The organism is Streptosporangium sp. H13245 (assembly GCF_055690525.1).
The window spans coordinates 14,096-38,474 of the sequence record NZ_JBSZKT010000028.1; the positions used below are offsets into that span (position 1 = coordinate 14,096).

Genomic DNA, 24,379 nt, shown 5'->3' on the forward strand with positions numbered 1-24,379 from the left:
CGCGATGGATTACGGGGCCGGGCGGTCCTGGCAGACTGTCCGGCATGAGGAAGAGCACGGAAAACGAGGAGGGCGAGGAGGACGTCTCCGCACCCCGGACGCGCCGCAGGGGACGCCCGCCCAGGGACCGTTCGGCGCCGTCCACGCCCGACCGCATCCTCGACGAGGCGACCGGGCTCTTCGCCCGGCACGGGGCCGACGGCGTCTCGATGCGCGACATCGCCGCCCGGGTCGGGATCGACGTCTCCAGCGTGCACCACCACTTCCCGTCGAAGACGTCCCTGTACGACGCCTGCTTCGCCCGCGTCTTCGAGCTGGAGCAGGCGACGCTGACACCGCCGGTGCGCGCCTTCCTCGCCGCCGTACGCTCCGAGCCCGCGGGTGACGTCGTGGGCGCCATGCACGACCTGGTGGACGCGTTCGTCGACTTCCTCGACGAGCACCCCCAGACCACGTTCCTGTGGCTGCGGCGGTGGCTGGACCCCACCCTCCACCTGTCCCTGGACGAGGCGTACTCGCTGCCGATCTACGGCGAGATCGAGCGCGCCCTGCTGGAGGCGGCCACCCGCGGCCTCGTCGTCGAGCCGACACCGCACATCACCGTACGCAGCCTGGTCTGGGCGGCCCACGGCCACGTGACCGCCCTGAGCGCCCGGGGTGGCGACGCCGTGACCGCCGACCGCGAAAAGCGCGAGTTCCGCGCCTACGCCCACCGCTTCGTCGACCGGCTCTACGCGACCCCTGGCGCGGGCGGCTCCGGCGGCTAATATTCCATCATCCGATGGAATATGGGAGGCAACGGATGGACACAGGGCAGCCGGGCCGGGAAGCGACCACCGACCATAAACCGGAGGTGACCATCGACCATGAAGACGTACCGGGCAGGGACGTGACCACCGGTCGCGAAGACGCACCGAGCCGGAGGGGAACCGCCGGTCGTGAAGACGCGCCGGGCCCGGGGGTGACCGCCGTCGTCGGTGGCGGTGCGGCGGGCATAGCGGCGGCCAAGGCCCTCGTCGAAGCCGGTCTGCCCGTCCTCGGCGTCGAGCGCGCCGCGTCCCTCGGCGGCCTGTGGCGGCTGGACCGCGACACCGCGTCCTACGAGGGCCTCCGCCTCAACACGAGCAAGCCGCGCACGGAGTTCTCCGACTTCCCGATGCCCATCGGGTGGCCTGACTACCCGACCCGCGCCCAGATGCTCGAATACCTGCGGTCGTACGCCGACCGCTTCGGGGTCGGCGAGCACTTCCGGTTCGGCACGACGCTCGAATCGGCCCGGCGTACCGGGGACGGCTGGGAACTGGAGCTGACCGGTCCCGGCGGGCCGTACCGCGAGACGGTGGAGCACCTGGTGGTGGCGAACGGCCACAACCACGAGCCCCGGTTCCCCGAGCCTCCGTACCCGGGGACGTTCACCGGCACCGAGTCGCACGCGCACGACTACGTCGCCCCCGCCGGGCTGGCCGGGAGGCGCGTGCTCGTCGTGGGCACCGGCAACTCCGCGATGGACATCGCCGCCGAGCTGTCCGGACACGCGTCCGCCGTGCTGCTGTCGGCCAGGCGAGGCGTCTGGGTGCTGCCCAAGCGGCTGCTGGGCCGCCCCTCCGACCAGCTCAACGGCGCCCTCGCGGCCCTGCTCCCCTGGCGGGTGCGGCAGGTGGTCTCCCAGGCGGTGCTCAGGGTCGCCGACCGGAAACCCGCCGGGCCGCGCCTCCCCGCTCCCAGCGGAGGCGTGCTCCAGGACCACCCCACGCTGAGCGACTCCGTTCCCCGGCTGGTCGCGGAGGGAAAGGTGCTCGCGCGCCAGGGCATCGCGCGGCTGGACGGCCTGCGGGTCCATTTCACCGACGGCCGGGTGGACGAGGTCGACCACATCGTCTGGTGCACCGGCTACCGGGCCGTGACGCCGTTCCTGGACGCCGCCACGGTGCCCGACCCGGCGAGCATGCTGCTCTACCGCCACGTCTTCCCCATCGGCGACGACACGATCAGCTACGTCGGGCTGATGCAGTCGACCGGCTCGGCGCTGCCCGTCGTCGAGGCGCAGGGCCGCCTCGTCGCCGCCGTACGCGCGGGAACCCACCGGCTGCCCGACCCCGCGACCGCGCGGAGGATCGCCTCCGCCGAACTCGACGCCGCCCGCGACCGCTGGGGGCAGCGCAGGCCCCACATGCGGATCGACGTCGACCGGTACCTCCGCGTCATGAACCGCGAGCTGCGTCCCTCCCCGGCCCGTGCGCTGGCCGGGCACAGGATCCTGGTCACCGGAGCGGCGGGCACCTTCGGCAGGGCGATGAGCGCGCGGTTCACCGCCCAGGGCGCGCGCGTGGTCGGCCTGGACATCACCCGCCCCGGCGACTCCGACATCCCGATCATCGCGTGCGACATCACCTCACAGGAGTCCGTCGACGCCGCGGTGACCGAGGCCGTGGCCCTGCTCGGCGGCATCGACCTGCTGGTCAACAACGCGGGACGCGGCGGCCCCGCCCCGGCCGAGCTCGCCCCCGGTGAGGAGGTCGAGGCGCAGCTGCGGCTGAACCTCCTCGGCGCCTGGCGCGTGACGGCGACGGTCATGCCCCACCTGGTACGTACGCGCGGGCGGGTGGTCTTCATCGCCTCGCGGATGGCGGTCCTGCCGCTGCCGCTGGCGGCGGCGTACGGCGTCTCCAAGCGCGCGCTCGCGGCCTACGCCGACGCGCTCCGGCTGGAGGTCGGCACGCACGTCGGCGTGACGACGGTCTACCCGAGCATGGTCCGCAGCCCGATCCACGACAGTACGCGGCGGGCCGGGCTGTCCCTGGACGCGGTGTCGAGACCGGAACCCGTCGAGGGCGTGGTCGACGCGATCGTCCGTGCCGTCACCGCCCGCCGCGCCCCGCGCGACGTGGCGACCACCGTCAGGGGACGCGTCGAGATGACGGTCGGCAGGCACGCCCCCTCCCTGGCCGACCGCCTCGTCCGCCGCACCATCGCCGCCCGCGTGGCGGCCGGTGACTTCGCGAACGCCCCCCTCGCGGCGGGGATGGTGAGCAGGCACCGGAGCCAGGGGAGCGCGAGCGGCGAACAGTAGGCGGCGGCCGGTAGGCGGTGGGCGGGGACACGTTCAAAGCCAGCAGGCAACGGACGATGGATACGCCCGAAGGCGGTAAGCCGGTAGGCAGCGGACGGCGGGCGCGTCCCGGCAGGCAGCGGGCTGTGACACGTTCAAGGGCGGTAAGCAGCGGACGGTAGACACGTCCGAGGACGGTAAGCGGCGGACGCGTCCGAGGGCGCCTCGCTCGGCCCGTTCCTTCCGCCGGTCGCGACCGGCTCCCCGCCCGGCCCGCGCGTCAGAATCCGGTGAGCGTGGGCATCCGATCGGACGCCCCACCTCGGAAGACCCGGCTGAGAACGGTCCGCAGCTGCTCCATCTCGACCGGCGTCAGGTTCAGGTCGACGGTCAGGACGGTCTCGGTCTCCATGTCGTCCGCCGCCTTCGCGGTGAGGTGCAGGACGAGGCGCCGATCGTCGAGCACGCAGGCGGTGATGCCGCTCCCGGTGCCCCGCATGCCTCCGCGGGCCACCCAGTAGAGCTGCTTCCCGCCCTCTTTCGCGGCGGCGAAGAGGAGGTGGTCGCCACCGCCACCGGCCTCCTCGTACAGGAGGACGAGGGGTTCCGCGCCCCTTTCGCCGAGCCCGAGTCTGTGAACGGCCAGGTGCCCGACCGGCGCGTAGGCCAGCTCCCCGGAGACGACCGGCTCGGGATCCGGCGGCTCGCCGAAGTGGTGCCGGGGGGCCTCGGGATCGCGGATCCTCCCCACCGGGAGCGCCGTCGGGAGGGCGTCCAGCAGCCAGCCGGGGGCCGTGTCGCGGGGAAACACCGCCAGTTCCTCCAGCGAGGCGATGTCAGGGATGTCCGTACCGTCAGGAAAGGGAAACTCGTCGGCGTCCACCCGTCCCCGGTACGACCTGCTCCCCGGCGTGAAGCGCAGCTCGCAGGAGAACCACGTGCCCTCGCCGTCGCGACAGGCCAGTTCGCGAAGCCGCCGGACCCGCTCCTCCAGCCCCTGCACGCCGACCTCCACCCCGTCGCGGTCCACGACGACGCGGGTGAATCCTCCGACCTGGGCGCAGCGGACCGTGGCGTCGCTCCAGCCGGGAGGCGCGGCGGCACGGACCAGGTCGCCGATCGCCAGCCGGAGGCGGCGCTCCTCGTCGTACTTCGAGCGCATGGTCATCCTTCCTTCGCCGTCAACAGCCCGTGCAGGCGACGCGCCTCACGGAGCAGGCCGCTCGATCCCTTGCGCGCCGCCATGGCCTCGATCTCGGGAATCGCCCCGCGGGCGCGGCACCACGCCGCCGTGGTGGCGGCCAGCTCCACGAACCCGGTCAGCCCATGGCGCGGCCGGCCACCGGCCCGGGGCACGAGCGACGGCAACGCCGAGGCGACCGCCGTCCACACCTCCTCGTGGGCACCCTGGCGGGAGGCCGACTCCAGAGCCGCCGTCAGGTGGACGAGCTTGATCTGCTCGTACTCGACCAGCTCCACCGCCTGCCTGCCGAGTTCGGCGGCGGGCAGGTCGCCGCGCCCCGCCATCGTCAGCAGGATGTCGACGGCCTCCGGCGTGTCCGGGTTTCCCAGCAGGCAGGCGAGGACGAGCGCCACGGCGGCTCCCGGCGGCCCGTCGAGCCGGGAGAGCTCACGCAGATGGCTCGACCGTACCGCCAGGTAGTGCCACTGCTCGTGCGGGAGCCGACGTGACAGGTAGGCGGCGGCCACCTCGCGGTGGGACGGGAACATCGACGGCCACCAGCTCGGCTGGATTCCGTCGCCAGGCCGCGGGGATTCGGTGAACATCTGGTCGACAAGGGGCAGCCCGGTGGCCACCGCGCGCAGCACCGGGACGGGCCTCACCTCCGTGGAGTGGTTCCACTCGCCGTCGTCGTGCCCGCGCCTCGGGTGGGACCAGCCCAGCTCCACCACCGGCTCCGCGAGCCGGTCCCCGGCCAGCCATCGGGCGACCAGGCGACCCGCCTTCGAGGAGAACCGGCCGGCGCGTTCGGCCGCCTCCCGATCCCGCTCTCTCGGCAACCGCAGGAGTGCCTGCTGCAGGTCCGCGGCGAGGGGCTTCGCCCCGGCGGCCTCGATGGTCTCCAGCCTCGTCACCAGCTCGGCCGCCTCCACGTGCCCGGTCGTGAGGGTGGGGGTGGCCAGCAGCAGGGGCGGGACGAGGTCCTGCTCCACGGCCATCTGGATCTCGGCCACCCGGTGCAGCAGGAGGAGGTGCGGGGGGCAGAGACGGTGGACGCCGGGAAGCCTGCTCTTCCAGGAGCCGCGCTCCGGCGCGATGCCGGTGAGGGAGCACGCGGCGCCGATCAGCCAGTGGTCGACCCGGTCCCAGCGATCGCCCCGGCCCCGGTACTCACCTTCGTACAGGCGCTCGTACCTGCTGGGCAGGATGGGCTTGAACGCGGCGGCCGTGCCCTCCCGGTCGCGATGCACGAGGATGACGAAACCGGCCAGCAGCCGCTCCCACTCCTGCCAGTTGTCGGGGTCGTTCAGCAGGGACACCATCTCCGCCACGGAGTCGATCGGCCCGGGCATCCGCCCCGGGGTCTCGGGCCGCGGGAGCGCGGGCGGAGCGAACCCGTCCCCCGGCTCGGTCTCCGCGGGCTCCTCGCCGCCGAAGACCGCGAAGGCACGCCGTCCGAGGTCGGGCGGGAGCGCGCCGAGCGCGTCACGGATGACGGTACGGCCCTCGTCGTCCATCAGGCCCGCGTACTTGATCGCGACGGTCAGCGCCTTCTCCTGCAGTTCGGCGGAGTCGGCGGCGAGCACCGGTGCCAGCGGTCCCGCGATCGAGGCCGCCAGGCCGGGCGAGAGCCGTACCCGCTGGTCCAGCCAGGTGAGCCCGGCACGGACGAGCTTGCGCTCGGGCCGGAAGAGCACCGACTCCCACCCCTCCAGCAGGTCGAGGGGGTCGAGCCCGTCGAGCCCGCGCAGGTGCCGCAGCGCCAGCTCGGCGACCGGTCCCGGGGCCGAGGGCAGCAGCCGCAGGTAGTCACGGGCCTGCGGCTCGATCTCGTGCGGCGCGGGGTCCAGGGCCTCGTGCAGGCGGACGAAGAACCGCAGCTCCGTCACCGAACCCCCCAGCAGGAACCTCCTGACGCACCCCTGGAGCAGCTCCTGCCGTTTTGTCCCGTCGCGGGCGGCCAGGCCGCGCAGGGAGCCCAGCAACAGGTACTTCGGGTCGCTCTGCCACTGCAGGGCCCGCCCCACTCCCTGGGCCTCGAAGAGGCGGGGAAGCATGGCGTCGAAGAGCGCGTCCTTGTGCGGAGCGGGCAGGGCGCCGACGGTGCTCACCCATCCGACGACCACCGGATCGTGGGCGGGCACCTCGATCCCGGTCTCGCGGAGCAGGGCGAGGGCCAGCTCCAGGCCACGGTCCTCCCCCGTACGGAGCCGCAGCACGAGCCGCCTCGCCAGGTCGGCCCGCCACTCCGCCGGCCGGGTCGCGAGAATCGTCATGATCCGCCTGGTGTCTCCGTACGGCGGGCTCCAGCGGGAGTTGAAGTCCCGGCGGTTCAGCCAGGTCGCCACGGCGGCCGCCCCGGGCAGGACCCCGGCCCCGGCGGCGCGGAGCGCCTCGGCGTAGTCGTCGAGCCCCTCCCAGGACTCGCGCCGGCCGCGCAGCGTCTTCAGGTATTCCGGAAGGAGGGCGGCGACCTCCTTGCGCGCCGCCTCGCTCAGCAGGACGACGCGGGCCGCGACGGAACCGGCGTCCCGGCGGTCGATGGGTTCGCGGATCCTCTCCCAGACGGTCATGCGGCGGCCTCTTCTCGGCGGGCCGTCCTGGGGAGTTCGCCGAGCGACGGGACCTTCGTCCCGGCCGGCGGGGCAGCGTGCTGGTGGGGAGTGGACATGCCGCGAACAGTAGTGATCCACTCCGACAATTCAGCGGCGGTCCCGTCGCGAAACCAAGCCCCTGTCACAGGACCACGACCCCGCACGGCACCACGCCCGCCACAGGACCACGGCCCCGCCACGGCACGGCACTACGGGGCCTGTCACAACTCCTCGGCCCCGTCACGCCGCGGCGGACGACCCGTCACAGGCCCAAGGAGGTGGAGCCGACCTGCGTCCGGTTGCCCGTACGCCGCCAGCGGGCGAGTCCGCCGTCCAGCGGGCGGGCGTGGAAACCCCGCTCGCGCAACAGCCGCACGGCCTCCGGGGAGACCGCGCAGTAGGGGCCGCCGCAGTAGGCCACGATCTCGGCGTCCCTGGGAAGCTCGTCGAGACGGTCGCGCAGCTCGGCCAGGGGCACCGAGACCGCCCCCGGCACGTGGCCGCGGGCGTGGTCGGCCGCGGAGCGGACGTCGACGATCACGATGCCCGAACCGGGGTCGGCGAGACGCGCGGCGAGCTCACCGGCGGTCACCGGCTCCAGCACCGAGGGGTCGCCGAGGTGTTCGGACACCGCCTCCCGCAGGTCGGCGAGCCTTTCCCCGGCGAAGTCCTGCAGCTCGCCCAGGAACCGCGAGACCCGCTCGTCGGCGAGCCGGTAGTAGACCCGCGTACCGTCCCTGCGGCTCGTCACCAGGTGGGCGGCGCGGAGCTGTTGCAGCTGGGCCGAGGTGTTCTTCAGCGGGATGTCCGCCTCGTCGGACAGCTGCTCGACGGTGCGTTCCCCCTGGTCGAGCACGTCGAGCAGCCTGAGCCGTACGGGACTGGCCAGTGTCTTCCCGATCCGCGCCAGCTGCCGGTAGATCGGTTCCTCGCGAAACTCCGCCATGACCGTCAGACCATGTACTGGTCGTGGCGAAGATAGAGGTCCGTCCACTCCTCGTCGCTGAGCCGGCGCCCCTCGGCCGCGATCTCGGCGAGTTCCCCGAAGTACGCCTCGCGCGGTGCTCCGGGCGCGAAGAGCAGGAGCATCGAGGCCGGTTCGCCGGACTCGTTGCGGAAGCTGTGTATCCCGCCCGCCGGGACGTACAGGAAGTCTCCCGCCGTCGCGTCGGTCCAGCCCTTCCCGTCGTACAGCCGGACCGTCCCGGACAGGACGAAGAAGGACTCGGAGATCGTCCGGTGGAAGTGGGGCGACGGGCCGGACGGTTTCCGGCCCATGTCCCAGCGGTACAGGCCGAACTGCCCGTCCGTCGAGGCGCCGGTGCCCAGGTGGTGCACCGCCGTGCCGCCGATCATCAGGTCCGGCCCCGCGCTCGCCGGGCGGAAGATCCCGCCGCTCTCGCCCGCCTCGCCCAGGTAACGAGCCTCCGGGTACGACATCTCGTTCTCCATCCCTTTGAACCAGCATTCCAAAGAACTATAGAACATGGCGACAGTGAGATGGAACCCTCGCCCACCGGGCGTCTCCACGGGTTCCGGCACGTTCCCGTGGGATCGCCCGGGATTCACCCCGGCCCCAGGCGACTCTCGCCCCTTAAGCCCATAAGTCCAGATTTATCGCTATTTGGGATGGACGTCCGAAGCGGCGACGCACGATAGTGCAGGGAGATCTTGACTGGCCCGTGGAGGTTCCCCCCGCTATGCGTATCACCAGGCCGCTCACCGCCCTGGCGGCCGTCTCGCTGACCGCCGCCCTGCTCACCGTTCCCACGGCACCCGCCAGCGCCGACGTAGCCGCTGGCAGTGCCACCGTGGTGCCGCTCCAGGTCACCGGAGCCCCGGACAAACGGTTCAATCTGATCATCATGGGCGACGGCTACACCGAGGGCGAGCAGTCCGCGTTCGCCGCCGACACCGACCAGCAGCTCAACGTGATGTGGTCCATCGAGCCGTACAAGTCCTACCGCAACTACTTCAACGTCTACCGGGTGGACATCGTCTCCGGCGAGTCCGGCATCGGCTGTGACCCCGACCTCGCCTCCGGGAGGAAGAACACCCCGCTGGGCATGGCCTTCTGGGGCGGCTGCAACCCCGCCAGCGTCCAGCGGCTGATCACCATGAGCAACTCGGCGGCCAACTCGTACGCCAACCTGGTGACCGGGACCAGCGGCGCCAACCGGCAGATCCTCGCCCTGGGCAACAGCGGGACCTACGGCGGGGCGGGTGGCGCCTACGCCACCTCCTCGGGCCACAACTCGATGTCGGCCCTCATCGCGCCGCACGAGATCGGCCACTCGCTGGGCGGGCTGCAGGACGAGTACACCTACTACACACGCGGTGTGGAGGGCGGCACCTACACGGGAGGCGAACCCACCTCCGTACACCACACCCTGCTGACCGAGCAGCAGATCAAAGACCAGCGGAAGAAGTGGTGGCGCTGGCTGGGCGAGCCGAGCGAGGCGGGCGGCGTCATCGGCCGTTACGAGGGCGGCCTGTACTTCGGCAGGGGAGTCTGGCGGCCCAGCGAGCACTCGATCATGCGAACACTGGGCTACTACTACGACCAGGTCAGCCGTGAGGTGATGACCCAGAAGATCTCCGCCAAGGTCGGTCTCATCCAGGACGGCACGCCCGCCGCGTCACCGGTCGGCGCCGACCGGGTGCTCTGGGTGGAGCCGCTGCACCCCAACAGCCACTCGCTGACCACCACCTGGAGCGTCGACGGCACCGACCTCCCCGGCGACCGCACCGCGCTCGACCTCCGTACGCTGGACCTGCCGACCGGCACGCACACGGTGAAGGCGACCGTCGTCGACCCGGGTGACTTCGTGCGGGATCCCGCCATCCGCTCCGGCGCCCTCACCGCGACCCGCACCTGGACGGTGGACACGGCCGTGACCACCGCCCCCGCCCCGGTCGACGCGGGCCTGCTCTCCTCCACGCCCACCGACCAGGCCGTCGGCCGCGACGAGGTCGTCTACGTCGAGACCACCCACCCCGGCGACGGCGTCCCCGCCGTCACCTGGACGCTGGACGGCAAGCGGCTCGACGACGGTGACGGGGACCTGGACCTGGGAGGGCTCACGCTCGCCCCCGGCAACCACACCCTCACCGCCACCTCCGGCGGCGACACCCGGTCCTGGACCGTCGACAACACGCTGCCCACGACCGGTTACGAGCTCTCCGAGCCGCTGGTCGCCTCCGGTGACGCCCACGTCTACAACGGCCCCTTCACCATGAGGCTCACCGGCGGCGACGACCAGGACGGGTACGTCGTACACGAGTCCCGGGTGGACGGCGACGGCTGGTTCAACTACTTCGGCTGGCCGACCTCCGCCGACCTGCCGTGGACGTTCAGCGAGAGCGGCACCGTCATCGACAGCCTCACGTTCGGCAAACTGTCCCGGGGCAGGCACACCGTCGAGTACCGCTCGATCGACCCCAGCGGCAACCACGGCGCGGCCGGGAACTTCACGGTCACCACCCTCGCGGCGCCGCCCGCCTGCACCACCACGATCACCGGTACGAGGAACGGGACGATCGCAGTCCGTTCCGGCGTCACCTGCCTGAACGGCGCCCGGATCAACGGCGGGGTGACCGTCGGCTCCGGCGCCTCCCTGGTGGTGAACGGCGGCAGCGTGAACGGAGCGATCACCTCGTCCGCCGCCGCCGAGGTGCACCTGCTCAGGACCCAGGTCAACGGCGCGGTCGTCGTCTCCGGCACCACCCGCCAGCTGGTCGTCGCGGGCTCCGACCTCAGGGGCGCGGCGGTGCTGACCGGCAACGCCACCGTCGACGCCCTGGTGATGACGGGCAGCACGGTCCGCGGCGCGCTCTCCTGCACCGGCAACACGCCCGCCCCGTCCAACGCCGGGGTGCCCAACCGGATCACCGGCAGCGGCCAGTGCGCCGGTCTCGTCGACGACCCGCGCCCCAAGGCCAGGGACAGGTCCTACGAGGCCGTCATCTCCAGCGACGTCCCCGAGAAGGGCCGGGACCAGCACCACCACTGACACACATGACGACGGGACGCCCCTCCCGGGGGCGTCCCGTCCGGCGGTCGAGCTTCCCACGCGGAGCACCTTGGCTCGGATATCGTTCCCGCCGGGACGCTCCTCGGCGGCGGCCGTCATCCACCGCGGGGATGTGTCAGGTCATTCCGCGGGAACCAGCGAGAGCCCATGGTCGGCCGTACGGCGGACGATCTCGAACCCGGCGCGGGTGTAGATGCCGAGGGCCCCGGTCGGATTGTCCGCGTCCACGCCCAGCCCCGCCGTGTCGTACCCCTGCGCGCGGAACTCGCCCAGCGCGTGCGCGAGCAGCGCGCTCGCCACCCCGCGCCCGCGCCACTCGCGCGGGGTGCCGATGATCTGGATCCACGCCTCGCGGACCCCGGTCGCCTCGGTGTCGGCCTCGAAATAGTGGGTGAGCAGGACGCCCGCGCACTCCCCCGACGCGTCCAGCGCGACGAAGGACCCCTCCGGCCGGAACGCCCGCACCCCCACGATGTTGCTCCGCCAGGACTCCGGGGTGTGCTGGACACTCCCCCAGTGGTCGACGAACGAGCGGTTACGCACCTCCCGGACGGCATCCTCCAGATCGTCCCGGTAGGTGACAATCTCCAGCCCCTCCGGTGGCGAGACCTTCGGCAGCTCGCCGCCCAGGTCGAGGCTCATCCCGTAGAACCACCGGACCGGCCTCATCTCCGCCCCGATGACCAGCGCCAGCAACCCCTCGTTGCGGCTGTCCACCTCGACGTGGAGTTCGAGCGGCTGCCCGGGAAAGCGGCGCTCGTGCAGCACCGGGGCGTTGCCGATCGCCCACCCCAGCAGGCGGCCCCCCAGCCCCCTGCGCCGGTACGCCGGATGCACCCCGCCCCACAGGCTCATCCGATGGACCGGCTCGGCCGCGGCCCGGCTCATCGTCATCCCGTACGCGACCAGCCGTCCGGACTCCCACACCCCCAGCGTGCCCTCGACGGGATCGAGCAGCGGGTTGGCGAGATCCTCGGCGAGGGCCTCCGTAGTCTCCAGCCCCCCGACCTGATCTACCTCGTCGATCGCCGCCAGCAGCTCCGCCCACGCCCCGACGTCGTCCTTGGTCAGCGGAACCCACTCGAAGCTCATGGCTACCGAGCGTAGGAGCAGGCCACTCACCTGGCGACCGATTTTCCGCACCCGGCCGACGACGGCAACCTCTCAGGTGCGGCGCTCTCAAATGGCGCGCAGGCCCCGGTCCACAAAGGCGATCAGCCACTCGAAGCTCTCGTCGATGTCGGCGCTCCACTGGAAGCCGTTGCCCGCCTGCAACGTGGCGAAGCCGTGGCAGAGGCTGCGGAGCATGCGCAGGACGTGGTCCACGTCGGCCTCCCCGACCTCGTAGCCGCGCAGGACCGCCGCGAACGCGCCTATCGCCCGCTCGCCCTCCACGGCCAGCGGATCGTCCGGGCCGGACGGCTCCACGCCGATCGTCGCGGCGTACCGGCCGGGGTGCTCCAGAACGAAGGTACGGAAGGCGCGCACCGCGGCGGCCAGGGCGTCGCGGCCGGCGTATCCCTGGATCGCGCCGCCCATGGCGTCGGCGGCCTCGCCCAGCGCCAGGACCGCGATGCGCCGGGTGAGGTCTTCCTGGCCGTCCACGTGCTTGTACAGGGACGGGGTGCGCACGCCCAGCCGCTCGGCGAGCATGCCCATCGTCAGGTTGGCGAGGCCCACCTCGTCGGCGAGGGCGGCCCCGGCCGCGACCACGGCCGCCGGGCCCAGTCCCGCCCTAGGCACGAGCGGCGTCCGGCCGGAGGAAGTCGAGCATGAGCGCGATCACCTGGTCAGGGTACTGGTCGTGCGGGTAGTGCCCGGCGCCCTCGATCATCTCAAGGCGGCCGAGGCCGGACGGCAGGGCGTCGACGATCGCCGAACCCTCGGCGTGCGGGTCGGCCCAGTCGGGGTCGAGCGTGCCCATCACGACCAGGACCGGGCAGCGGACGTCGCCGAGCCGCGCACCGGCGTCGACCGGGGCGCTGCGGCCCATGCCCTGCAGGGCCTTCATCCGGCCCGGCTCGCGCATCAGGGTGTCGACGCGGCCGAGCCGCCCGGCCCATCCGGCCGGTTTCACACCGGGGTAGGCCACGTCGAGGTACGAGCGCCAGAGTGGCACGCTGCCCAACACGCCCGCGCCGAGCAGCCGCAGCATGCCCTGTCTGAAGCGCTTCACCCGCAGGTCGCCGAGGCGGATCGACTGCTTGCGGGTGAACGGCGCCAGCTCGACGACGGCGGTGACCAGCGAAGGTTCCTGAGCCGCGGCGATGGTGGCGGCGCCGCCGGAGATCGAGTGGCCGACGAGCACGGCCGGGCCGCCCAGGTGGCGGATCACGGCGAGCAGGTCTCCGGCGATGGCGGTACGGCTCCAGTCCGGCCAGCCGACGCTGGACTCCCCGCAGCCGCGCAGGTCGACCGCGGCGACCCGGTAGCCCGCCGCCACCAGCGACGGGATCACCGCGTGGTACGCGGCGCGGCTGTCGCCCATGCCGTGCGCGAGAACGACCAGCGGGCCGGCCCCCGCCACCTCGTAAGCGATCGTGCCACCGTCGACGGCGAGGTACTCGGTCATGACACCCTCCAGATTTGGCTAACAGCTTTAGCTAAAAGCTAACTTCATTAGCCAAACCTGTCAACGCCAAGACCCCCGGCCCGGCCCAAAAGGATGACAAAGCACCCAAAGCACAGAGCAGAGACAACGCAGTCGGGGATCCCCCGCCGCCGGGAACCTGTCACCGAGCGCGATGACCCGTTGAGGGACGCACAGGTCGATCCCCACGACCTCCAGGCGCCCGCCCCAGTCACCGGCCTCCGCGAACCTTCTGACCGCGTCGGCCGGAAACCGGGTGGTCACCGTGACATGGGCGTCGTCGCGGAGCATCGTCAGCGCGAGCCGGTGACCTATCCTCGTCCGCCCCCGGTGACCAGCGCCCGCCGCCCCGACAGGTCGGCGCGGGCCGCACGACGGCCGGATCGTCCAGCGGGAGCCGTCTGGCCTCGCCAAGCGCCCGCAGGACCGTCCGGACGGTCTCGGAGTCCGCGCGTCATCCTCCCAGGGACCGGGATTTCGAACCGGCGTCCTCTTCCCCTGTCGAGAAAAGCGCCACGGCACCCGCATTCGCCGGAGTCCGAGGATCAGCGCGCGGTGCCCACACTCACCCGAGATGGAACCGTTCGAGGAACGCCCCCCGCTCGGCGCGCTTGACCTCCGCGATCTTCTCGACGTCCCACCACTCGTACCCGTGGACATGCGCGACGGCCCGCAACACTTCGAGCACGTCGGCGATCTCCTCCCCCACCTCGGCCGCCGGAGCCTCACGCAACTCCGCCGCCTCCTCGAACAGCTTCTCCAGCAGCGCCTCGCGATAGTCGCTGTCCCCGAGCACGGTCACCACCGGCTCCCCGCCCCCTTCCCGAATGATCTCCGGAATCCTGTCCCGCACAAGTTTCCCCACGTCAGACCGCTCCTTCCCACCCGCGCAGCTTCCTTCGGAGGCCCCAGAGACTACCGGCCCCCTCCGCCGTACGCGCTCCCCGACACGAGCGGTGAAAATAGCCTGTATTTCGGCAAATACTCACCAAGGTGGCAACGTATGGATTTCCCTCACTGGGAGCGAAGCCCACGGTCCTCGTGGCGGATGGCCGTGCTGATAGGGGCGAACACCCGTACCTACAAGTTCGCCCTCGGCACCGCGCTCCTGGACGCCGCCGCCGAGGACCGGCCGGAGATCCCGCTCCGGGACCTGGCGGTGCCGTACGCGATGGAGCTGGTACGACACCTCGGCCAGGCACCGCAGGCATCCCGGAGGAGCGAGCGGGGAGGGACGGACTTCCTCTCGGTGGCCGAGCGAGAGGCCCCGGAGTCACTCAGGCTCGGACACCCCACCGAAGAACTCCTGGCGGCGGCCATGCCGTCCATGACCGGGATGGTGATGCGGAAGTTCCACAACCTGCCCAGCGGAGGAGTGGAGGTGCCGCACCGCTTCTACGAGGTGACGGGCCGCTCCCACGAACAGGTCGTCCGGCTGAGCGGGGAGCTCCGCGACATCGCCCGGTCGGAGCAGGCCGCGACCCTGCGCGGCGAGCTGTCGGCCCGCTGGAACATCGTGGAGACGTCCTTCGCCGTCGGGATCGGCCAGAGCCTGATCGACGAGGGTGTCGTCGTGGACATGACCACCATGCGGATCACCGACAAACAGCGCCGCCGATCGGTCACGGGCGTCACGGACGCTGTCATCGGCTTCCAGCAGGGACTCTGCCTGACCTGCGCGGAACCCATCATCCTGGGCGTCGACAGCATCGCCGTCGACCACGTGTTCCCTCTCTCGTTCGGGAGGCTCCTTCCCTCCGGCGGCAGGGGGACGGCACTCGACCTGGACGCGATCTGGAACCTGGCTCCCGCGCACGCGGGATGCAACGGCCAGAAGAGCAACCGGCCACCCACCCCGGAGGAGATGACCGGACTGGCGCGACGAAACGAGGCCATCATGCACTCCAGGGTCCCCCTCAGGCGGACCCTGGAACTGACCCTGAAGCGCAACAGGCACAGCGGCACCCGGCCAGGTGAGTGGTTCGCGTTCGTCCGGCACGTACGCGACCTCCTGTGACGCGCCCGGTCATGCCGACACGGCGAACGCCCGGCGGGGTGATCGGCGGGCCCTCCTCCGTACCGGGCAGCGAGGGCGCGGAACGTGTCACGGGATCCGGTGACTCCCCTAGACGATGAACGTCCGGTGGTACTCCAGGTGGTCCTGGCTGATCTCGTGGTTCTCGGTGACCCGGAGACGGCCGAGTGAGGCGCCGGACGCCGTGTCCGTCGTCGTGAGGTCGGCCTGGATGGTGATCATCCCCCGGTCGAACAGGACATGGTGGTTGGGGCAGAGACAGAGCAGGTTGCCGGGCTCGTCGGGGCCGTTGTGCGGCTTCCCGAGCGGGCGGATGTGGGCCCCCTCGGCGTAGAAGCCCTGGCGAAGGGCGAGACGGTCGCCGCAGATCTGGCAGTGGAAGTCGTACGCGCGCTTGATCTGGTCGGCGAGCAGGGAGTCGCGGATGACGCGCTCCACGACGGCCTCGCGACGACTGGTCGGAGGGGACATCGCGTCCAGCCCGACCCTGGTGAGAAGCCTGTTGTGGTCGACGCCGTGGAAGTACGTGCCGAGCAGCCTCACGACGATCCGGGCCCGGACGTCCTCGTGGTCGGTGACGATCTCGTACGCCCACGGCCGCAGGCCGCTGTCCGGCTCGTGCTCCCTCATCCACTGCTGCGCGGGACGGCCACTGGCGGCCGGCACGTCGGCGTGACCGGGCAGGTCCCAGAGGCCGTGATGGTGGAGCCACAGCACGGGGAACTCCGGGTTGGGCCGGTCCTCCTCAAGACCGAACTCCTCGATGAGCCGTCCGAGCTCGCGGTAGGTGCTCTCCCACCGCCGAAGACGCGGTTTGCCCCGGGCCGCGCGGCCGATCGCCCAGAGCAGGGTCAACGGCTGGTGCCGTTTCTGCGCGCCGGTCGCGGGAGACACGGCGGGCTTGAGCGACTCGACCTTCCGCAGGAGCTCTTCGACAGAGGACACTTCGGCAGTCTGCCCCGGTTTCGTCACCTCGAAGCCCAGATCTCCGAGCACCCGGGCGACGGTGGCGTTCCCACCGGAGAACTCGCCGGGACGCAGGGGCCTGCCGTCGACTCCCCGGTGGGCGACCCCGGCGATCGCCTTGGAGTCGTACCGCCTGCCGTCGTGGACGAGGAAGTAGCCGATGGCGGGGCGGTAGCCGTAAAGCTTGAGAAAGGCGTCACGGCCCAGCTGGTCGAACTCGGCGATGGCGGCGAGCACCATCTCACGTCGAAGCCCGGAGAGCACCACTATGCGAGCTTATATGTGGATATCGCGTGAATCACTGCCAATTCCAGAAGGGCTCGTACGCCTCTGTCCCATAGCAGCCGGTAGAGAGTCGGCACCACCTCGAACCAGGCGGTAAAGCCGGCCGGAACCTTCCGGATCGGAAATCGCGAGGGGCTGACCACACGGGAAGCGGCACCCCGCTCGCGCCGTCACCCGCCTGGTCAGGCGGGGCCGGAGCTGGAGATCTGGTAGCGGGTTACCTCGGCGTCGCGGATCATCGCTGTCTGGTCGTCGCTCGGACCTGAGGTCCGGAAGGCGTCGAGGCTTTCCTCGGACTCCCAGCGCTCGTAGACGTTGATCCGACCGGCTTCGAGGAGGTCGGCGCCGAGTGCGAAGTCGAGGCAGCCGGGCGCGGTGCGTGCCTGCTCGACCACGCTGACGCAGCCCCGCAGGTAGGAGTCACGGGCGTCGGGATCGACGCTGAGCCAACCGGAGATGATGATCACGCCGTCACTGTACGGGCCGCCACCGACAGAATCGCCGCGTGAATTCGTCCACCGTGCGCTCAGGGTGGAACGGGAAAAGCGCCCGTCCCCAGAGGGACGGGCGCTTTTCAAGGAGTTGTTACTCGTCCACGACGGGGCTGCCGGGGAGGCAGCGGGTGGGGAGGGGGTCGACGTTGCAGCCGGTGAGGATGCGGACGATCTGGGGGTCGTGGTCGCTGGCCTGGTCGGAGAACTCGGCGTTGATGTGGACGACGCCGTAGGAGTAGCCCTTGATGGCCGGGCTGATGAGGATGTGGTCGAGGACCTGGGAGTTGCCGTCGAAGATGTAGCTGTAGCGCTGGTCGGCGGGGAGGGTGTCGATCAGCGTCTTGAGGAGGGTGCCGTTCTCGGTGAGGGTCTGGAGCGTGGGGCTGAACTGGTAGTCGTTGATGTCGCCCAGGACGACGACGGCGGCACGGCCGGCGCTCTTGACGGAGAGGTCCTTGACGAAGTCGCGGACCTCGGTGGCCTGCTTGACGCGCTGGACCTCGGAGCTCCGGACGGGAGGCTGCACGGCCGCGCTCAGCGGGGCGTCGCCGCCCTTGGAGTTGAAGTGGTTGGCGACGACGAACAGCTGCTTGTTGCCGTCGTAGAGGAACTCGCCGACGAGCGGCTTGCGGCTGGAGGCCCAGGCGTCGCTGGTCGGGTTGATCCGGCCGGGCGAGACCGACAGGGAGACCTGGTTGCTGGTCGGCCGCTCGCGGACGACGGAGACGGCCGTGTTCGCGTCGCCGCCGGGACGGTCGACGAACGTCACGCGCGCGGGGTTGAACAGGAACACCTGGCGGATGTTGCCGCCCGGCTCGCCGCCGTCGGTGCCGTCGTTCGGGTTGACGGAGCGCCAGTCGTACGCGGGGCCGCCCGCGGCCTGGATCGCCGCGATGAACTTCGCGACGGTCTCGTTGGCCGCGACGACACCGTTGTCGGTGGCGCCGTTGTTGTCCTGGATCTCCTCAAGGGCGAGGATGTCGGGCTTGCCGAGGTTCGTGACGACCGCCTCGGCCAGCCGCGCGAACTTGGCGGCCGGGTTGGTGGCGGCGAGGTTCTCGACGTTGTACGTCACGACGGACAGGTCGCCCTGCTTCTTCGGCGGGAGCACCTTCTGGCGCTTGAGGCCGCCCTCGGTGATCGTGCCGAGCTGGGTGGCCAGCAGGACGTAGCCGCCGAACGACTGGTAGTCGAGCGGTCCGGTGGTTCCGGCGGCCAGCGTGGAGCCGACGTTGGCGGCGGGGGCGCCGCCGTTCAGCGAGAGGATCAGCAGCCGGCCGCTGCTCAGGGCGTCGTAGCCGCCGTAGATGTTACCGCCGCGCGGGGTCGGGTTCTGGCCCGGCTTGAGCGTCACCCACAGCTCGGAGAACGCCGTGTTGACCGGGCTGATCAGGCGGGTGTCCTGGGCGACGGTGATCCGCATGCCCTCGTGGATCTCCAGCCAGTCCAGCACGTACGAGGACGGCTCCAGGGGCTGGGCCTCCAGGCTGCCGCTCTTGGTGAAGGCGTCGGGGAAGGCGACGGGGACGGCCGCGGGCAGCGCGTTGCCGCCGGAGAGCCTGATGGTGCTGATCGTGCCGCCGAGCTCGGTGAGGGTCTGCGCGCCGGTGGCCGGGCGGTACTCGGTGACGCGGCCGGAGACCAGGACGGAGTCCCCGATGACGACCGTCGGCGACGTCGAGCCGGTGAAGACGAACAGGCCCTCGCTGGTCAGGGGGTCGGCGTCGGCTGACGGGTCCTGGAACCAGAAGCCGCGCGAGTTGCCCGTCACCCGGACGGCGGTGACGATGCCCGGGACGTTCGTGACGTTCTGCCCGACGATCGGGGAGATCCGGCCCGAGCCCTGGATGTCGTGGATGCGCCTGGTGCCGGGGGTCGGGTCGCCGGGGTCACCGGGACCGCCCGGGTCGCCCGCGGTGACCGTGGTACCCGCGGAGTTGGTCGCCTTCGGCACGCCGGAGACGAAGTCGGCGGCGTTGTTGTCGGTGTCGGTCAGCGCTCCGGTGCGGGCGACGGCCGTGGTGTTGGTGAGCGCGGGGGCGGCGAGCGTCTCGACGTTCGCGGTCGCGCCGTAACCGACCAGGTCCTTGACGTTCGGGGCGGTCGAGCAGGAGATGCCGCAGCCCACGAGCGGGATCTGGGTCGTGACCAGGGCGACGACGCCGGAGGTGCCCGACATGGGGATCGTGCCGATGTCGTCGGGGGTGGGCAGCGCGAGGGAGCCGGCGGCGCCCGCGGCCTGCTGGACGAGGTACTTGCCGTTCGCGGGGATGCTGCCGGTCAGCCTGGTGAGCTGGAAGACGGCACCCGCGGCCGAGGCGTACTGGACACTCCAGCCCGAGACGTCGACGGGGCTGCCGGTGGTGTTGGCCAGTTCGATGTAGTCGTTCTTGAAAATCGCGCCGGAGTTGCCGCCGCCGCCGTACACGGCGGAGATGACGACGTCGGTCGAGAGGGCGTTCGCGGTGCTGGGAAGTGCTGTCATCGTCGCCGCGACCACCAGCGGCAGACTCATGGCCGTGATCAGCCGACGTACTCGGGGGGGTGCCACAGGAGTTTGCTCCTAGTAGATCGATAGGGTCTCCGGAGAAGCATGGTGCTCCTTACTATCGTTCCAAAAGTGGCGTTATCGTTTATTTGCCTATTCGACGGAAATGTTCATCGACTCTTTCCGCGAGGCACCATCGCGACCCGGCCCCGGAGGAATGCCCTCCCGACCTGCCCGCGGTGCTCGCGTACGGGCTGACCAGCACCGAAGCGCTCCGGCAGGCCAAAAAGCCGTCCCGGCGGCCTGTGGAGGCCGACGCCCCCCGGCCGGCTCGCCACCGAACCTCGGGCTCACCCGCACCGGGGTGGAACGGTCACAGCACGACCACCCCGGGGCCCCGCGAGAGAAAACCTTGTCTTTGTTGTTGACGATGTTTCCGCGCTCGCCCTAATGTTGTCTCTGCCAGAGACGATGTTCGGCGTATCCTGTGGACGCGGGACCCCGCCTCGGGCGTGGTAGGAATGGGACCCACGGAGGAGGCCGGACAGACAAGTTGGTGCACCATGACCGAGCACTTCCTCGGCGTTCTCGGCATCGGCGAGGCGCTGGGGGTGAGCCGTCACGCGGTGCACAAGTGGCGCTCCCGCTATCCCGGCGATTCGAGCCACCCCTTCCCCGAACCCGACGTCGAGGTCGACGGAGCCCCCGGCTGGCGGGCCGACCGGCTGCAGGAGATCGCGCGGTGGCGCGACGGCCTGCCGGGTCGCGGCGCGGGCGGAGGCCGCCCCTCCGCCGCACGCCAGGACTACCTGAGGGCGGCGGCGGTACGCGGCCTGGACCGGGACGAGGCGATGCGCGCGCTCGTCACGTTCACCGAGGAGTTCCCCGAGATGACCGAGCCGGAGGTCTGCGCCTGGCTCATCGAGAAATGGCGCGGGTAACACCTTCCGGCGTCAACCCATAGCACCTCCCGGCGACACACCACAGCAGCACCTCCCGGCGACAACACCCCGAACGAAACGAAAGGCGATGACGCATGCCCGAAATCGGTGGGAGCACCGCACCAGGATTCGAAGGAGTACGAGAGGCGTTCGCGGCCAACCTGGCCGGTGAGCAGGAGGTGGGCGCCGCGGTCGGCGTCTACCTGCACGGCCGGAAGGTCGTCGACCTGTGGGGCGGAGTCGCCGATCCCGGGACCGGCCGCCGCTGGGAGCGCGACACGCTGCAGGTCGTGTTCTCCGCCACCAAGGGCGTCACCGCCGCCTGCGCGCACCTGCTGGCCCAGCGGGGCGAACTGGACCTGGACGCGCCCGTCGCCGAGTACTGGCCGGAGTTCGCGGCGAACGGGAAGGAGCGCGTCCCGGTCCGCTGGCTGCTCACCCACCAGGCCGGGCTGCCCGCGATCGACCACCCGATCACCCCGGCGGAGGCGATCGCCTGGGACCCGATGGTGACCGCCCTGGCCGCCCAGCGCCCCTTCTGGGAGCCGGGTACCGAGCACGGCTACCACGCGCACACCTACGGCTGGCTGGTCGGAGAGGTCGTCCGCCGGGTGACCGGCCGCGGCCTCGGCACGTTCCTCGCCGAGGAGATCGCCGCACCGCTCGGCCTGGACCTGTGGATCGGGCTGCCGGAGACCGAGCGGCACCGGGTCAGCCGGATCGTCGCCGCCCCGGTCGACCTGGACGCACTCGCCCGGATCGACCTGGACGCCCTTCCCGAGCCCGCGCGCGAGGTGATGAGGGCGTACGCCGATCCCACCTCGCTGACCGTCCGGGCGATGACCGTCGTCACGCCGATGCTGAACCACGACGACCCCGCCGAGCAGGCCGCCGAGATGCCCTCGACCAACGGCATCTGCACGGCCCGCGCGCTGGCCCGTTTCTACGCCGCGCTCATCGGCGAGGTCGACGGGCATCGCGTCCTCGCGCCCGGCACGCTGGCCTCGGCGACCGCGGAACAGGTCAGTGGCGTCGACAGCGTCCTGCGGGTGCCCGTCCGGATCGGCACCGGTTTCGGCCTGCCGACACCCGACGCCTTCTGGTACAGCCCGACCGCCTTCGGGTTTCCCGGCTACGGCGGATCGCTCGGCTTCGCCGACCCGGCGAACGGCCTCGCCTTCGGCTACGTCATGAACCACATCCAGGAGGGCGTGCCGGACCGGAGAGCCGCCACGCTCCTGGACGCGGTCCACGACGCGATCGGGGCCCGGGCCCGGTAGACCCGCCGCTCACCGGGTCCGGCGAACGACGCGGCGATCGCGGCGATCACGTCGTTCGGCGGCCGAAGACCGGGATCAGCACCGCGCCGACGGCGAGGTGCGCCAGTGCCAAAACAGCCTTGGTCCCGCCGGTCGCCCCGACCGCGAACAGGGGCAGGAACGACACCGCCAGCACGAGGACGGCGATCACCGTCCAGATGACCGGCGCCCTGCGGGTCAGCCGGTCCAGCAGCGCACGCGTACCCCAGCCGAGCAGGGAGACGACGAGGGTGAGGACGGCGGCGAACGGAAGGTCGATGACCCCGGGTGGCTGGCCGTTGCGGGGGTCGACGCGCAGCTCGATGCCCAGGATCCAGGCGAGGGCCCACAGCAGCACCGTGGCGAGGACGGCACCCCCGACCGCGAGGGCGGCGGTGCGTGGCCGCGTGGTCGCCGGGGAGGCGGACGTGGTGTTCATGAGGACTCCTTCAGGGAACAAGAATGATCTTGCCGCGCGTACGGGCGGACTCGGCGTCGCGGTGTACCGAGGCCAGGTCGGCGAGCGGGCGGGACGCGGAGACGTCGAGGTGGACGGCACCGGCGTCGACGAGCTTGACCAGCGCGGCGAGGTGGCCCGTGTCGTTGGTGACCACGAAGTGCGTCGCGGTCACCGGGGAACCGGCGGGGGTCGTGACCGGGACGGTGACGGACACGAGGACGCCGCCCGGCCGGACCAGCGGTGTCAGGGTCTCGGCGTCGGTCACGACCAGGTTGAGGAGCACGTCCACCGGTTCGCCCAGCGCGTCGGCGAGGGGCGTGGTCGTGTAGTCGACGATCCGGTCCGCGCCGAGCCGCAGGACCGTCTCGGCGCTGCGCGGACCGGCCGTGGCGATGACGTGCGCACCGGCGTACCTGGCGAGCTGGACGGCGAAGCCTCCGACGCCGCCGCCCGCGCCGTTGACGAACACCCGCTGCCCGGACGTGACGCCCGCGTGCTCGAACACCGCCTGCCACGCGGTGAGCCCGGCGATGGGGATGGCGGCGGCGTGGGCGAGCGGAACGGCGGCCGGTGCCGTGACGAGGGTGTCCTCGGCGGCGACGACGTACTCGGCCGCGGCGCCGCCGCCGTCGAGCCGTCCGACGACCCGGTCGCCGACGGCGAGGGTACGCACGCCGCCGCCGACCTCGGCGACCGTACCGGCGACCTCCCCGCCGAGCGTGTACGGCAGGTCGAGCGGGAAGACGGAACGCAGGAGCCCTCGGCGCAGGCCGATGTCCGACGGATTGAACGAGGTCGCGGCGACGTCGATCAGCACCTCACCCGGGCCGGGCACCGGCCTGGGGATGTCGTCGAGGCGGATGACGGACGCGTCACCGTACCGGTGGATTCGCATGGCTTTCACGGATCGAACCTATGGCCGGGCGGGAAGACGGGCCATGCTCGGAGATCCCTCGTTTATCATCGATCGTCTCGCCAGGGATATCCTCGCCGGATGGACGTGCTCAGCGACATGATCGCGGTCATGCGGACCGGACAGCCACGCTCGGCGCGGGTGGCCTGGCACGCCCCGTGGGCGCAGCGGTTCGGCACGATACCCGGGGCCGCGGGGCTGCAGGTGATCCTCCAGGGGCCGTGCTGGCTCATCGGGCCGGACGGCGACCCGGTGCAGCTGGTCGCCGGGGACGTGATCTTCCGGCCCCACGGGCGCGGGCACACGCTGGCCGACAGCCCGTCGACGCCACCGGCCGCGCTCGACTGCGACCCGGGGGATCCGCGGTTCCTCCAGCTCTTCGTCACCGACACCGTCGGCGTCCCCACCGGCACCGGGGCTCCGTCCGCCGTGACGCTCTGCGGCGGATACCACCTCGATCCGGCCCGCGCCCATCCGCTGCTGAACGACCTGCCGGAGCTCATCCACCTTCCCGCGCACCTCGGACGGCACCCCGAGCTGCGTTCCACCGTGGACCTGCTCGCCAGCGAGGTGGAACACCCCCGCCTCGGTACGGACGCCATCGTTCCCGCGTTGCTCGACACGCTGCTGCTGCACATCCTGCGCGCCTGGCTCGACCGGCGCCCGGCGCCCGGAAGCACGGGCTGGGCGGCGGCGCTCAACGACCCGGCCACCACCGCCGCGTTGCAGGCCATGCACCGTGACCCGGCGCGGCCGTGGACCGTCGCGACGCTCGCCGCCGAGGCGGGGCTGTCCCGGGCCCCGTTCGCCCGCCGCTTCACCGCCCTGCTCGGCCAGCCGCCGCTGACCTACCTGACGTGGTGGCGGATGACCACCGCCGCCCGGCTCCTGCGGGAATCCGACGCCCCGCTGCACACCGTCGCGACCAGGGTCGGCTACACGTCGGAGTTCGCCTTCGCCAGCGCGTTCAAGCGCCGGTACGGCACCGCCCCCGGCAGATACCGCCGCGCCGGGTGACGTGCTGGAAAACCTCGGAGACGGACGGACAG

20 protein-coding genes are annotated in these 24,379 nt (G+C 71.5%); 7 read left to right on the forward strand and 13 right to left on the reverse strand.

Translation table 11 applies throughout. The annotated features are described in order from the left end of the window. The first annotated feature begins 44 nt into the window (after positions 1-44). Together ACW9TB_RS28920 and ACW9TB_RS28925 are read left to right on the forward strand one after the other, a co-directional pair. On the forward strand, positions 45-767 hold the full coding sequence (locus ACW9TB_RS28920) for a TetR/AcrR family transcriptional regulator (protein WP_472751232.1): 723 nt from the start codon (positions 45-47) through the stop codon (positions 765-767). A gap of 86 nt (positions 768-853) precedes the next feature. Then, a complete protein-coding gene (locus ACW9TB_RS28925; protein ID WP_472751233.1) occupies positions 854-3,070 on the forward strand; it encodes an SDR family NAD(P)-dependent oxidoreductase in 2,217 nt (738 codons plus the stop codon). Positions 3,071-3,329: 259 nt separating this feature from the next. Here ACW9TB_RS28925 and ACW9TB_RS28930 read toward each other — a convergent pair whose 3' ends face one another. The 4 genes from ACW9TB_RS28930 to ACW9TB_RS28945 all read right to left on the reverse strand — a co-directional run bounded on the left by ACW9TB_RS28930 (position 3,330) and on the right by ACW9TB_RS28945 (position 8,266). Beyond that, the gene (locus tag ACW9TB_RS28930) at positions 3,330-4,217 is read right to left on the reverse strand and encodes a hypothetical protein (protein ID WP_472751234.1); all 888 of its coding nucleotides are present in this window, start codon (positions 4,215-4,217) and stop codon (positions 3,330-3,332) included. After that, positions 4,214-6,805 (reverse strand): DUF7824 domain-containing protein, encoded by a 2,592-nt coding sequence (locus tag ACW9TB_RS28935; protein ID WP_472751235.1) that lies wholly within the window; start codon positions 6,803-6,805, stop codon positions 4,214-4,216. The genes ACW9TB_RS28930 and ACW9TB_RS28935 overlap by 4 nt, the downstream gene beginning before the upstream one ends. A 283-nt stretch (positions 6,806-7,088) precedes the next feature. After that, positions 7,089-7,772: an ArsR/SmtB family transcription factor gene (locus ACW9TB_RS28940; RefSeq protein WP_472751236.1), complete on the reverse strand. Its 684-nt coding sequence runs from the start codon at positions 7,770-7,772 to the stop codon at positions 7,089-7,091. Between the two features lie 5 nt (positions 7,773-7,777). Further along, complete coding sequence (locus tag ACW9TB_RS28945; RefSeq protein WP_472751237.1) at positions 7,778-8,266, reverse strand: cupin domain-containing protein; 489 nt, start codon at positions 8,264-8,266, stop codon at positions 7,778-7,780. Between the two features lie 260 nt (positions 8,267-8,526). Here ACW9TB_RS28945 and ACW9TB_RS28950 point away from each other — a divergent pair, with 260 nt between their 5' ends. Beyond that, complete coding sequence (locus ACW9TB_RS28950) at positions 8,527-10,839, forward strand: M64 family metallopeptidase (RefSeq protein WP_472751238.1); 2,313 nt, start codon at positions 8,527-8,529, stop codon at positions 10,837-10,839. Positions 10,840-10,980: 141 nt separating this feature from the next. Here the strand turns inward: ACW9TB_RS28950 and ACW9TB_RS28955 are convergent, their stop codons facing one another. The 4 genes from ACW9TB_RS28955 to ACW9TB_RS28970 all read right to left on the reverse strand — a co-directional run bounded on the left by ACW9TB_RS28955 (position 10,981) and on the right by ACW9TB_RS28970 (position 14,315). Then, on the reverse strand, positions 10,981-11,952 hold the full coding sequence (locus ACW9TB_RS28955; protein WP_472751239.1) for a GNAT family N-acetyltransferase: 972 nt from the start codon (positions 11,950-11,952) through the stop codon (positions 10,981-10,983). A gap of 87 nt (positions 11,953-12,039) precedes the next feature. Beyond that, positions 12,040-12,603, reverse strand: a complete 564-nt coding sequence (locus ACW9TB_RS28960) for a TetR/AcrR family transcriptional regulator (protein ID WP_472751240.1) — start codon at positions 12,601-12,603, stop codon at positions 12,040-12,042. After that, positions 12,596-13,432, reverse strand: a complete 837-nt coding sequence (locus tag ACW9TB_RS28965; protein WP_472751241.1) for an alpha/beta fold hydrolase — start codon at positions 13,430-13,432, stop codon at positions 12,596-12,598. The genes ACW9TB_RS28960 and ACW9TB_RS28965 overlap by 8 nt, the downstream gene beginning before the upstream one ends. Positions 13,433-14,015: 583 nt before the next feature. Then, positions 14,016-14,315: a nucleoside triphosphate pyrophosphohydrolase gene (locus ACW9TB_RS28970; RefSeq protein ID WP_472751242.1), complete on the reverse strand. Its 300-nt coding sequence runs from the start codon at positions 14,313-14,315 to the stop codon at positions 14,016-14,018. Between the two features lie 138 nt (positions 14,316-14,453). Here ACW9TB_RS28970 and ACW9TB_RS28975 point away from each other — a divergent pair, with 138 nt between their 5' ends. Further along, positions 14,454-15,467 carry an HNH endonuclease family protein gene (locus ACW9TB_RS28975; RefSeq protein ID WP_472751243.1) on the forward strand — a complete coding sequence of 338 codons (1,014 nt, stop codon included), beginning with the start codon at positions 14,454-14,456 and terminating at the stop codon, positions 15,465-15,467. A 108-nt stretch (positions 15,468-15,575) separates the two neighbouring features. Here the strand turns inward: ACW9TB_RS28975 and ACW9TB_RS28980 are convergent, their stop codons facing one another. The 3 genes from ACW9TB_RS28980 to ACW9TB_RS28990 form a co-directional block, all read right to left on the reverse strand. Continuing rightward, positions 15,576-16,718 (reverse strand): HNH endonuclease, encoded by a 1,143-nt coding sequence (locus ACW9TB_RS28980; RefSeq protein ID WP_472751244.1) that lies wholly within the window; start codon positions 16,716-16,718, stop codon positions 15,576-15,578. A 200-nt stretch (positions 16,719-16,918) separates the two neighbouring features. Next, positions 16,919-17,203, reverse strand: a complete 285-nt coding sequence (locus ACW9TB_RS28985; RefSeq protein WP_472751245.1) for a putative quinol monooxygenase — start codon at positions 17,201-17,203, stop codon at positions 16,919-16,921. Positions 17,204-17,321: 118 nt separating this feature from the next. Beyond that, complete coding sequence (locus ACW9TB_RS28990) at positions 17,322-19,745, reverse strand: lamin tail domain-containing protein (RefSeq protein WP_472751246.1); 2,424 nt, start codon at positions 19,743-19,745, stop codon at positions 17,322-17,324. Positions 19,746-20,281: 536 nt separating this feature from the next. Between ACW9TB_RS28990 and ACW9TB_RS28995 the strand changes: the two genes are divergently transcribed. Continuing rightward, a complete protein-coding gene (locus ACW9TB_RS28995; protein WP_472751247.1) occupies positions 20,282-20,659 on the forward strand; it encodes a hypothetical protein in 378 nt (125 codons plus the stop codon). Positions 20,660-20,754: 95 nt separating this feature from the next. After that, positions 20,755-21,939 carry a serine hydrolase domain-containing protein gene (locus ACW9TB_RS29000; RefSeq protein ID WP_472751248.1) on the forward strand — a complete coding sequence of 395 codons (1,185 nt, stop codon included), beginning with the start codon at positions 20,755-20,757 and terminating at the stop codon, positions 21,937-21,939. A 46-nt stretch (positions 21,940-21,985) separates the two neighbouring features. Here ACW9TB_RS29000 and ACW9TB_RS29005 read toward each other — a convergent pair whose 3' ends face one another. Continuing rightward, positions 21,986-22,396, reverse strand: a complete 411-nt coding sequence (locus ACW9TB_RS29005; RefSeq protein ID WP_472751249.1) for a DUF6069 family protein — start codon at positions 22,394-22,396, stop codon at positions 21,986-21,988. A gap of 10 nt (positions 22,397-22,406) precedes the next feature. Beyond that, the gene (locus ACW9TB_RS29010) at positions 22,407-23,312 is read right to left on the reverse strand and encodes an NADP-dependent oxidoreductase (RefSeq protein ID WP_472751322.1); all 906 of its coding nucleotides are present in this window, start codon (positions 23,310-23,312) and stop codon (positions 22,407-22,409) included. A gap of 99 nt (positions 23,313-23,411) precedes the next feature. Here ACW9TB_RS29010 and ACW9TB_RS29015 point away from each other — a divergent pair, with 99 nt between their 5' ends. Then, complete coding sequence (locus tag ACW9TB_RS29015; RefSeq protein ID WP_472751250.1) at positions 23,412-24,347, forward strand: AraC family transcriptional regulator; 936 nt, start codon at positions 23,412-23,414, stop codon at positions 24,345-24,347. The last annotated feature ends 32 nt before the right edge of the window (positions 24,348-24,379 follow it).

What these genes read in the sequence shown, in the direction of transcription:
- ACW9TB_RS28920 (WP_472751232.1), top strand. Translation starts at nt 45, where the DNA reads ATGAGGAAGAGCACGGAAAACGAGGAGGGCGAGGAGGACGTCTCCGCA.
- ACW9TB_RS28945 (WP_472751237.1), bottom strand. Translation starts at nt 8,266, where the DNA reads ATGTCGTACCCGGAGGCTCGTTACCTGGGCGAGGCGGGCGAGAGCGGC.
- ACW9TB_RS29010 (WP_472751322.1), bottom strand. Translation starts at nt 23,312, where the DNA reads ATGCGAATCCACCGGTACGGTGACGCGTCCGTCATCCGCCTCGACGAC.
- ACW9TB_RS29005 (WP_472751249.1), bottom strand. Translation starts at nt 22,396, where the DNA reads ATGAACACCACGTCCGCCTCCCCGGCGACCACGCGGCCACGCACCGCC.
- ACW9TB_RS28940 (WP_472751236.1), bottom strand. Translation starts at nt 7,772, where the DNA reads ATGGCGGAGTTTCGCGAGGAACCGATCTACCGGCAGCTGGCGCGGATC.
- ACW9TB_RS28955 (WP_472751239.1), bottom strand. Translation starts at nt 11,952, where the DNA reads ATGAGCTTCGAGTGGGTTCCGCTGACCAAGGACGACGTCGGGGCGTGG.
- ACW9TB_RS28995 (WP_472751247.1), top strand. Translation starts at nt 20,282, where the DNA reads ATGACCGAGCACTTCCTCGGCGTTCTCGGCATCGGCGAGGCGCTGGGG.
- ACW9TB_RS28975 (WP_472751243.1), top strand. Translation starts at nt 14,454, where the DNA reads ATGGATTTCCCTCACTGGGAGCGAAGCCCACGGTCCTCGTGGCGGATG.
- ACW9TB_RS28990 (WP_472751246.1), bottom strand. Translation starts at nt 19,745, where the DNA reads ATGAGTCTGCCGCTGGTGGTCGCGGCGACGATGACAGCACTTCCCAGC.
- ACW9TB_RS28950 (WP_472751238.1), top strand. Translation starts at nt 8,527, where the DNA reads ATGCGTATCACCAGGCCGCTCACCGCCCTGGCGGCCGTCTCGCTGACC.
- ACW9TB_RS28965 (WP_472751241.1), bottom strand. Translation starts at nt 13,432, where the DNA reads ATGACCGAGTACCTCGCCGTCGACGGTGGCACGATCGCTTACGAGGTG.
- ACW9TB_RS28930 (WP_472751234.1), bottom strand. Translation starts at nt 4,217, where the DNA reads ATGACCATGCGCTCGAAGTACGACGAGGAGCGCCGCCTCCGGCTGGCG.
- ACW9TB_RS28935 (WP_472751235.1), bottom strand. Translation starts at nt 6,805, where the DNA reads ATGACCGTCTGGGAGAGGATCCGCGAACCCATCGACCGCCGGGACGCC.
- ACW9TB_RS29015 (WP_472751250.1), top strand. Translation starts at nt 23,412, where the DNA reads ATGGACGTGCTCAGCGACATGATCGCGGTCATGCGGACCGGACAGCCA.
- ACW9TB_RS29000 (WP_472751248.1), top strand. Translation starts at nt 20,755, where the DNA reads ATGCCCGAAATCGGTGGGAGCACCGCACCAGGATTCGAAGGAGTACGA.